The organism is Bacillus sp. C28GYM-DRY-1 (assembly GCF_030519405.1).
GTDB classification, from domain to species: Bacteria; Bacillota; Bacilli; order Bacillales; family Bacillaceae; genus Bacillus; species Bacillus spizizenii_A.
This window is the reverse complement of the sequence record NZ_JAUMKF010000012.1, coordinates 107,471-117,025: the sequence shown is the minus strand read 5'-3', so window position 1 is coordinate 117,025 and position 9,555 is coordinate 107,471. Positions and strand designations below refer to the sequence as shown.

General features: G+C 45.8%; 6 protein-coding genes. All 6 read right to left on the bottom strand.

Features of this window, described 5'->3' with window-relative positions; genetic code table 11:
- Nucleotides 1-146 precede the first annotated feature (146 nt).
- The 6 genes from Q3W56_RS13355 to Q3W56_RS13330 all read right to left on the bottom strand — a co-directional run bounded on the left by Q3W56_RS13355 (nt 147) and on the right by Q3W56_RS13330 (nt 9,548).
- Nucleotides 147-2,258, bottom strand: a complete 2,112-nt coding sequence (locus Q3W56_RS13355) for a cellulose biosynthesis cyclic di-GMP-binding regulatory protein BcsB (protein WP_302895825.1) — start codon at nt 2,256-2,258, stop codon at nt 147-149.
- 5 nt (nt 2,259-2,263) lie between these two features.
- Nucleotides 2,264-3,526, bottom strand: a complete 1,263-nt coding sequence (locus Q3W56_RS13350; RefSeq protein WP_302895824.1) for a glycosyltransferase family 2 protein — start codon at nt 3,524-3,526, stop codon at nt 2,264-2,266.
- On the bottom strand, nt 3,519-5,228 hold the full coding sequence (locus Q3W56_RS13345; RefSeq protein ID WP_302895829.1) for a DUF2334 domain-containing protein: 1,710 nt from the start codon (nt 5,226-5,228) through the stop codon (nt 3,519-3,521). Before Q3W56_RS13345 ends, Q3W56_RS13350 begins: the two co-directional genes overlap by 8 nt.
- A gap of 10 nt (nt 5,229-5,238) precedes the next feature.
- Nucleotides 5,239-6,090: a cyclic-di-GMP receptor EpsK gene (gene epsK / locus Q3W56_RS13340; RefSeq protein ID WP_302895823.1), complete on the bottom strand. Its 852-nt coding sequence runs from the start codon at nt 6,088-6,090 to the stop codon at nt 5,239-5,241.
- Entirely contained in the window at nt 6,071-7,159 is a 1,089-nt protein-coding gene (locus Q3W56_RS13335; RefSeq protein WP_302895822.1) for a glycosyl hydrolase family 8, read from the bottom strand. The genes epsK and Q3W56_RS13335 overlap by 20 nt, the downstream gene beginning before the upstream one ends.
- Nucleotides 7,160-7,361: 202 nt before the next feature.
- Nucleotides 7,362-9,548, bottom strand: a complete 2,187-nt coding sequence (locus Q3W56_RS13330; RefSeq protein ID WP_302895821.1) for a DNA topoisomerase III — start codon at nt 9,546-9,548, stop codon at nt 7,362-7,364.
- Between the last annotated feature and the right edge of the window lie 7 nt (nt 9,549-9,555).

The window sequence follows — 9,555 nt, the reverse complement described above, 5'->3', positions numbered from 1 at the left end:
AAGAATTTCTTGTGTGGAACATAAGAAAGACACCGTCCTTTTGAAGTCTTTCTTTTATTTTATTACAGGAGAATGGATATTTTAAGGGAAAATAAAAGCTGTCGAGATTTTCTCGACAGCCTGACAGAGGCTAGATTGCCTCTGTTTTATTCTCTGTCTGTCTTTCTTTTTCTTCGTCTTACGGCAACCCAAATGAAAACTGCCGCAATCAACATAATAAGTGCCAGCACACCAATATACAGCCATTTCTGGTTATGATCCTGTGATGGCTGGTCCGCGCTGGAACTGTTTGCTTCTGATGTAAGCTGCTGGTGATTTGTAAACACCTGCTGGCTGTTTGTTTCATTCACGACAGTTGATGAGACATCGGTGCTGGTCAAATAATTAATGATCTCTTTCGTGACGGCCGAGCCAGTTCCTGTTGACGGTGCAAAGACGGCCATTGTGTAGCGTGAATCCCAAAGAGATGCTTGGGTAAATGCCACTTGTTTTGTCGTCTCATTCAGCATCTCAAAACCTGATACATCAAATGAGCCGTTCTTCGCTTGCGGAACAAGCAGATCTGATGATTTCTCGTTCAGGAGAGGAAATTGATTGATACCCCCTATGAAAATGAGGTTTCGTCCTTTGGCATCATTTGCTGTTACGTCAGATGATTTCTTGACCGTATATGAATGCTGCGCTTCGCTGCCAAAGGACTCCGTTACGAGAGTAAGCTCCTTAAGCTTCGATTGGCTTACGTTATCAGGAAGCATAATCAGCGTTGTCTGTTCCTGATGTCCGGCGTAAGGAAGCGGCCACTCTTTAAAATCCGCTGACGGAGACATGCCTTTTATGGCGTAAGTCAATGTACTGCTTTTATCAATAAAGACCCACTTTTCTTCATCAGTGGTGTTGCAAGGATTGTTTTCCTTTAGCCCAGTCGTAACGAACTGAATATCAATGTAGCGGTTTTTTTGCAGCAGTTTAGGGTCCACTTTGACCATGACATGATAGAATCCGTTTTTATCTTCTTTTCCTAAATCATCAAGCCGGACCGAGTGCGGCTGGCCATTGATCATGATCTTCAGTTCTGCCGCCTGAGAAACCGATTCGTTTTCCGCCGTTAAGGCTTGAATCGTTTCGGACTTCTTCAGCTTGAGCGACAGCTTTGCTGATTGGTTTTGGTCTAAAACCGCCGAAGCTGGATAAAAGTAATGTGCAGAGGAAGTTTTGTCAGCTCCAATTGTGATATCACCCGCTCCAAAATTCTCGAGAGTCAGCTTATTGCTTTCTTTTTTTTCTGCCTGCTTCAGCTTGCTGATTGAGAGTGTATCACCGCTGAGCTGGCCTGTATAAGTCTGATCCGTGATGACACTGATTTTTTCAGTGAGCACGTCATCGGACGCGGCTTGGGCAAACAGAACCGGCTGCTGCTTGCCCTCTGCTTTCAGCACCCGCTCCGCAAGCAGGAGCTTTTCTCCTTTTGCCTGTATGCCGGCTTGTTTCATCAGCATTTTCACCTTGCCGTTCCAATGCTTGTCCACACCGATGAAAATCGTCGGCTTGTCGATTTTCTTCAGTTCAGATTCCGTTACATACGACATGCTGACACTGCTGTCCACCGTTTTCAAATAGCCTTCTGTTTTCACTGCAGCTTCAATTTCCGCCGAACTTGGGTCATCCGGAATGACAATGGCGGTTTCTTCCGCTGTATTTTCCGATTGGGCGAAAGGATATGGATAATGGTCCAGCGACGTTCCCTTCGCTTCACTGCTGTCCGCCAGCGTCAGGCGGCTGTCCGGATAAATTTTGATCCAGTTTCCGGACGTATCCTGTCTGACGCAGACGCCCTCTTTCATGACACCGTAAAATGTCAGCGATACGTTGTGATAGCCTTGGGTAGAATGGCTTTTATTCAGGTTCAGCTTTACTGTTTTCCGTTTCGAATCACCATCAAGCTTTACCGTTTTGACCGGTTCACCGTCAATGACAGCCGTTAACGACGATGGAGAAATTAAAAGATTTGATGCCTCGTATTCAATCACCAATTGCTGGTTGCCGGAAGAGGCGCCTGCCGGGATCTGATATGTCAGCTCCGCGCTGTCTTTTAATCCGTATAGTGTAATCAGGTCGCTTGTCAGCATCTGCTGTTTAGCTTGTTCTTGGCTGTTTTTTCCGAGGAGCGAACCGCTGACCTCCACCTCTTTGGCAAATGCCGCTGGTCCAGTCATCGCCATGAGCATGAGGCTTGTGAGAAAAATCATTATTTGTTTCAAAAAGGTCACCCGCTTTTATGTTGATTGTATCGTTCTGTTTTGTACCATTTGACCTCCTGCTTGAATAAACGGTGCTTGATTTCTACGAATAAAGAATAGATGACCAGCACAATCCATGCCTGCGAGTATGTAAAGTACATGAGAAATACGATAAAAAAGTTTTGCCTGTTCATTTCTGTTTTTTCAATGCTCAACGTAATCATGACCTCTGTCATAAATAAGAAGAAAGCTAAAATCCAAAGAATCATTGCCAAAAATCCAACCGACAAATGCAAATCATAAAACAGATTCACTACGAATATCGTATTTGACATGATCACGCCAAAGAAAAACAGAAAATACGTAAAGAAAAAATAAAACAAATCAAAGATTATCCGTTTTCGTTTCAGCTTGAAAAATTGCGCCAAAAATTTCAGCACGACATATTGATTGCCGCGCGCCCATCTGGTGCGCTGGCGCCACCACACCTTCCACGTTTCCGGTTCCTGCTCCCAGGCGATGGCGGCCGGAAAAAAGCGGATGTGATAACCGAGATTATACACCCGGATCGTCAGCTCAGTATCCTCAGCGAGTGCCTTGTCATCCCAGCCCCCGAGCTTTTCGATAATGCTTCTGCGGATCGCGAAGTTGGTGCCTGGAATGGTGGCGATTTTAAACCACTTCCATCTGCCCCCCTGCGCCATCCACTGAAAACAGATCGTTTCGATATTAATAAACTTCGTCAGCAGCGTCTTTGCAGCATTGATGACACGGAATTTCCCAACCACGGCACCTGCCTTTTCGTCATTCACCAGGCCAAGCACGAGGTAATATACGGCCATTTTCTCAGGTGTGTTGTCTGCATCATATACACAGATCACATCGCCGTTCGATTCGGCAAAACCAGAGTTCAGTGCAGAGGATTTGCCTTTTCCGGCGTTAGGCGGTTTTGTCATCACCATTTTGATAAAATCGTATTTCTCGGAAAATTCATTGACGATATCACCGGTCCGGTCAGATGAATTATCATTAACGACGATAATCTCCAGCCGATCCTTCGGATAATAAAGGTTGACCATCGCCTTCAGCGTCTGCCGAATCACAACCTCTTCGTTATGCGCCGGGATGAGAACACTGACCTTTGGCAGCTCCTTCATGTTTTCTCTCCACTTCGGGATGTTCCGTTCGAAGGTCATATAGTGGCGAAATCCGCCCTGCATGAGAAACATGTGGTAGAGAAGCATGACCCATATTAAACTTAGTGAGATAAAGAACAGCGTATTACCCAAGGCTTCTTCTCTCCTTAAAAATTCGTTTTTTCAATGTGGCTCTCAAGTAAAACGTATAACTGACAAACATGATGACAAATAAGAGCACGATTGCGGAGAGAATCCATAACGCCTTTTCCAGAGGGGTTTGCCGATGATGATCGAAAAACTCGTCAATGGCGCTTACGCCGCTTTTCACCTGAATCGTTCCGTCACCGCTTGTGTGAATGTCCACTTTGTCTGTTTTGACGGTTTGTTTTGTTTTCTTTAAATCAAGCCATTCACTGTCCGGAATGCGTTCCATTTGATCAACCAGCTCTGGCAGATATGTCATCCCGAGATACGGGTGATAAAATCCTCCGGCTACTCCGCCTTCAAAATTAACCATCTGGGAGATGTGCTCCTCCATATTGCCGAGCGGGTTTTGCTTTGATGTATCGACAAAACCGATCGTTTCCGGATACAGCGTCATGCCGTGCAGCATCGAAGGAGCACTCACAAACGGGGGTGCACCGGATGTTTTCCACGTTTTGCTGCTGAGCTGAACCTGGCCGAATATGCTTGTAAAATACTGCGAGGCGATTTGATAGCCATATTCGGACATCGTATAATGCGGCGCTTCAAATGCGAGCGGGTAGAGACCCGATGATGTTAAATCCTCAATGGCGCGGGTCAGTTTTTGCTTTGTATACATTTCTTCCTTTTCCTGAAACGGCTTCAAATAGCTCTTATAGGCTTGTTCATTCGGAAAAGCCTGTTCCTTTGCCAAAATGGACGGGGTGTCATCGGCCTTTTCTGAAGTGATTGGCTGATCCGCCTTTGCATCCCAGAATTCAAAGCCCTCTCCTGTTTCACTGTAGCGATAGGCGTGGGTGTATCCGTGAACAATGATGCTGCCGCCCATGCTTTGCAGCTTTTTCAGCACCTTGACCATCTTCGGTTTATCAGACAAATAAACCTTATCGCCTGTTTGGGGATTCAAGTAAACCGGAACCACTGCCAAGATAAAAGGAACATGCCTCTTATGCAGATATGTACCGGCTTGAAGCAGTAATTTTTCATCAGACATCGGGCTGATATCCTCGAGACGCAAATACAATAGCGTTGTCCCCGCCTTCTCTCCGAAAGCTTCTCTGAGCTGTTTCGCCACGATCAAATTGTCATTTAACAAATTTGTTAATCCAATGTACACATTGTCTTTTTTTGTTTTCCATATAAAAGAATGCGTTTTGCCGTCACTGGCTTTAAAGGTATAGAGCGCCTTTCCTTTCAGGCCTGATACGCTCAGCACGTTAAGCCCGCCCTCCAGTGACATATCGGACTTTTCCGACCTGCTGTGGACCTGAAACACATTTTCTTTTCGGGCTAATGAAAGCCCGGCAAATTGGCTGATTTGTCCTGCATTATAGCCGATCGCGACAACTGGTTCCTTTATGCTGCCGATAAGAGACACCAGTTTTTTGCTGAGCTTTCTTTTTGTTTGGCCGTAATATATCACATGGTCTTTGCCTTTGAAATCGGACGCTCCAACATCCGAATCATTTTTGACTGTCACATGAGAAGTAAAGTGGCCCGCAAGCAAATCCAGCATTTTGACTTGAGACGACTCTTTGCCGTCTAAGGTTGAATAGATAATGAGGATGCCAGCATCCTGCTCCTTCGCTTGTGCAGAAACGGGAAAAGATGCAATGGCTGAAAGCAGAAGCATTGTGACGCAGAGCAGCTTGATTCCTTTATAGTTCATTCATCATCATCTCGTCTTCCAGTTCTTCTAAAAATTGATCAGCTGTTTGGATATCGTTGCGGTAAGGCAAATAGCAGACGTGGAACGTGAGCGACACATACTTTCCGTTTGCAAGCTGATACGTGTCCAATTGTCTTTTTAGCTTTGTCAGGACGGCCGGCATATGTTCAGCAGGCGTGTGCGTCAGCACAATTCCGATACGCTCGTCAGAGGGGCGGAATTTCTTATCCGTTTCCCTGACGCTAGACCTGATTTGCTGGCTGACATATTGGAAGAGACGGTCTGTTTCTTTTTCGCCGTACAAAGACTTAAACTCTTTGAAATAGTGCATATGCAGCAGCAAAAACACGAAAGAATTGCCGTAGCGCTCCGCCCGTTTGATTTCTTCTGAAAGTTCCAGCTTCATCCTCTGCTTGTTATCAAAGCCGGTCACTCTGTCCACAGCGACAAAACTTTTGATTTCGGATTGAAGCCGTGTCACTGAGCGCCGAAGCTCTGCTGTAATATCGTGGATTCTTCCTGCGATAAAAGAAAAAAGCAAAAGTGCGATTCCCCACACGACAAGCATTCGCAGCCCTTCCTCAGCCGGAAACAGCGCAGCCTGTCCGGTCTGGAAAAACATCATGAGCGTGCCGAGAACAAAGAGTACGATTAAGGTCACTGCCAGCGCGTAAATCGGGCCGAACCAGATGCCTGCGGCGATGACGACAAACGTGATGCAAATAATCAGAGCGCCTTCAGATTGCTGGGCCGGCACATAATAAATAAACAAAGACAGGGCTGCGATGAGCCCTGAAAAATAAGCAAATAATGTATGTGATTCACTGAATGATATTTTCATTAAAAAGCTTCCTTTCAGCTAACAGCGGCAGCAGATTGTCAAAAGAATGCGTCTGGGTGCCGCTCATATAACCTCCATAATACGTTTTCACCGGATCAAGAATTTCAAAGTCATTCATTTTGTCATATATGTGTTTGATGACAGAGCTGTCTCCATGCTGTTTCGTTAAAAATAATACGGCTAATGCGTAAACGGATGGCGATTCATATTGGACGGCAGGCTCCTTCGTATCTGCCGAATATCGTCCGTACAACTTTCCGTTTGCCTGAAATTCCTGCTTAATCCAGCCTGCTAATACAGCGGCTTTTTCATTCCCTTCCGGCAAATGCCAAGCAGCGTACAGCTGATCAATCAGGTTGATTTCACTATCGTATGTGTATGTTTTCGTGACAGAGCTGTATGTTTTCGGCAAAAAGCCATTTTTTAAAGGCGCTGAATAGAGAACATTGGCATTTCGTTGTTCCGCTTCTTCGTCTATGATTCCATTTTTCTTTAAGACAACTAATGCATCAGGCATGACGTATGAAATCGTCACAACCTTAGAGGCGGCCTGTGAGTCGTAAAAGTCTGTAAATAACCCGGTGTTCATATTGTATGTCCTCAAAGCTGTGCCGATATCCCGGGCCGTTTGCGCGTAGTCGCTGCGGCCCCATTTTGCGGCGGCTTGGTCAAGAGACAGCATAATTCTCATATCATCTATTAGCGCATTCGTCCCGCTCGCTTGGCTGTTTTGAATCTTCCACGTCACCAAGTGATTGCTCATCAGAAATGAATTAGTCAGGTGCTGATATTGCTCTTCAAAATGCGCAGCGTCATTTTTGCTGATCAGAAACTCCATCCACAGTCCAAGAGATTCTGATAGATATGAAGGCTGGACTGAAAAGTCAGTTTTGATGAACCCTTGGTCATTCATTAGATTGTGATAGATGAAATACTCCGCCGGCTGGAGCGGGCCGGCATTCATTTCGGCCGCTGATTGATTTTGGGTCTTTTTTCCAGCTTCAGCGCACCCTGCGGAAAGTCCGATAGATAAGAAGAATAAGATGACAGCAAATAATACATGCCTCACAGGCAAATCCCCCTTTGTCGCCTGAAGCGAATCAGACGCTCACAAATATATATAGACGAAAATATGACTGCCATGTTACAAAGTACACTTACTATAAAAGAAAAAAATGCAGATTGCTAGCTTTTATCCCCTTTTTTGAACATTTAAAAAACAGGACCTAAGTCCAATAGAAAAACCTGTGCGATATGCACAGGTTTTTCTATTATTTATCCAAACCGAGTTTCTTTAGCTGTTCTGCCAGGGCGTTGTTAATCGGCTCATCTTTATTATTTTGTTTTTTCATATAAGAGGAAACGTCCCGTTTGGAAGCGCGCCCTTTATCTTTGTTTTTTCGTTTTTCAAATACGGAAAGCTTCTCACGGTGTCCGCATACACACGCAAAGGTCTGGCCCTCACCTTGCCCGCGAAGCTCCATTTTTTTATGGCAGTTCGGGCAGCGCGCGTTTGTTTTTCGGGCAATCGTTTTTCTGCTTCCGCATTCACGGTCTTGGCACACAAGCATCGTGCCGCGTTTGCCGTTTACCTTCAGCATCATTTTGCCGCATTCCGGACATGCGGTTCCCGTGATGTTGTCGTGTCTGAAGGTTTGGCTGCTGTTTTTGATTTCTTGTACTGTTTGGTTAGCATAAGCCTTCATGTCTTTAATAAAGACAGATGATTTTAATTTGCCAGCAGCGATCGCAGACAGCTTTTGCTCCCATTCCGCCGTTAAGGCCGGTGATTTCAGATCCTCTGGAACAAGCTGCAGGAGCTGTTTTCCTTTAGAAGTGATAAAAATATCCTTGTCTTTTTTCTCGATTAAAAAGCTGTTGAACAGTTTTTCAATAATGTCGGCACGTGTTGCCACCGTGCCGAGGCCACCTGTTTCACCTAGCGTTTTGACGAGGCCTTTTTCTTCTCCCTGCATAAAGGCGCTTGGGTTTTCCATCGCTGACAGCAGGGTCCCTTCGTTAAAGCGGGCAGGCGGCTTCGTTTGGCCGTTTGTTTCAGTTAACATGCTGACGGCAAGTGTGTCACCTTTTTGAAGTTTAGGGAGTGTCTGATCTCTGTCATCCTCCTGCTCGTCATCCTCATCTGCCATGTCATAAACAGCTTTCCACCCTTGTGACTGCACGGTTTTGCCTTTCGCCGTAAAGGTTTCTCCGCCGATTTCTGCGATGACCTTTGTTTCCTCATATTCGAATGCAGGCATTAAAACAGCAAGGAAACGTTTCGCAATCAGGTCATACAGCTTGCGTTCTTTATCACTAAGACTGCTGAGAACAAGCGGCTCTTCGGTCGGAATAATCGCGTGGTGGTCTGATACCTTCGCGTCATTGACATACCCTTTATGAGATTTGATGCCGCGTTTTTTAATTTGGCTGACATATTGGGCATACGGTTTTACTTCCATGCCTTCCAGACGGTCTTTTAACGTCGGGACGATGTCACTGGATAAAAATCTTGAGTCCGTCCGCGGATATGTGACAAGCTTATGCTGCTCGTACAGCTTCTGCAGCACAGAAAGCGTTTCTTTGGCTGAAAATCCGAAGTGCTTGTGGGCGTCACGCTGAAGCTCCGTTAAATCATAAAGCGCAGGTGCAAAGCTTTTTTTCGCTGTTTTTTTCAGCTCAGCAATGACCGCTTGCTTTCCTTCGAGGTCTTTTAGCAAACGGCTTGTTACGTCTTGATTGAACGTTCTCGTCTGCTTTGATTTTTTATCCTGCCACGTCAGCGTCATGCCCTCGACAGCAGCGCGGATGCCGTAATATGGCACCGGCGTAAACGCTTGAATGTCCGCCTCCCGCTTCGCAATCATGGCAAGCGTCGGTGTCTGCACACGGCCGCATGAGAGCTGGGCGTTGAATTTTGTGGTCAGTGCACGGGTCGCGTTGATCCCCACAATCCAATCCGCTTCCGCTCTGGCGACGGCAGAATGATACAGGTTTTCATATTCTTTGCCGCTGCGCAGCTTTTGAAAGCCTTCTTTGATCGCTTTATCTGTCACAGAAGAAATCCACAGCCGCTTGATCGGCTTCTTGACATTCGCTTTTTCAATAATCCAGCGCGCTACAAGCTCTCCTTCCCGGCCTGCGTCAGTCGCGATGACAATCTGATTGACGTCTTTACGGGTAAGCTGGGATTTGACCGAATTGAACTGTTTTCCGGTTTTCTTAATCACAACAAGCTTTAAGGGTTCTGGGATAATCGGCAGATCCTCCAGGCGCCATGATTGAAATTCTTTTCCGTAGCCTTCCGGATCAGCAAGTGTCACCAAATGGCCCAAAGCCCAAGTCACAATATATTGATCGCCTTCAAGATAACCGTTTCCTTTTTTATGGCACTTCAGCACCCGGGCCAAATCGCGGCCGACTGAAGGTTTTTCAGCTAATACAACTGTTTTTGACATGCTTGAT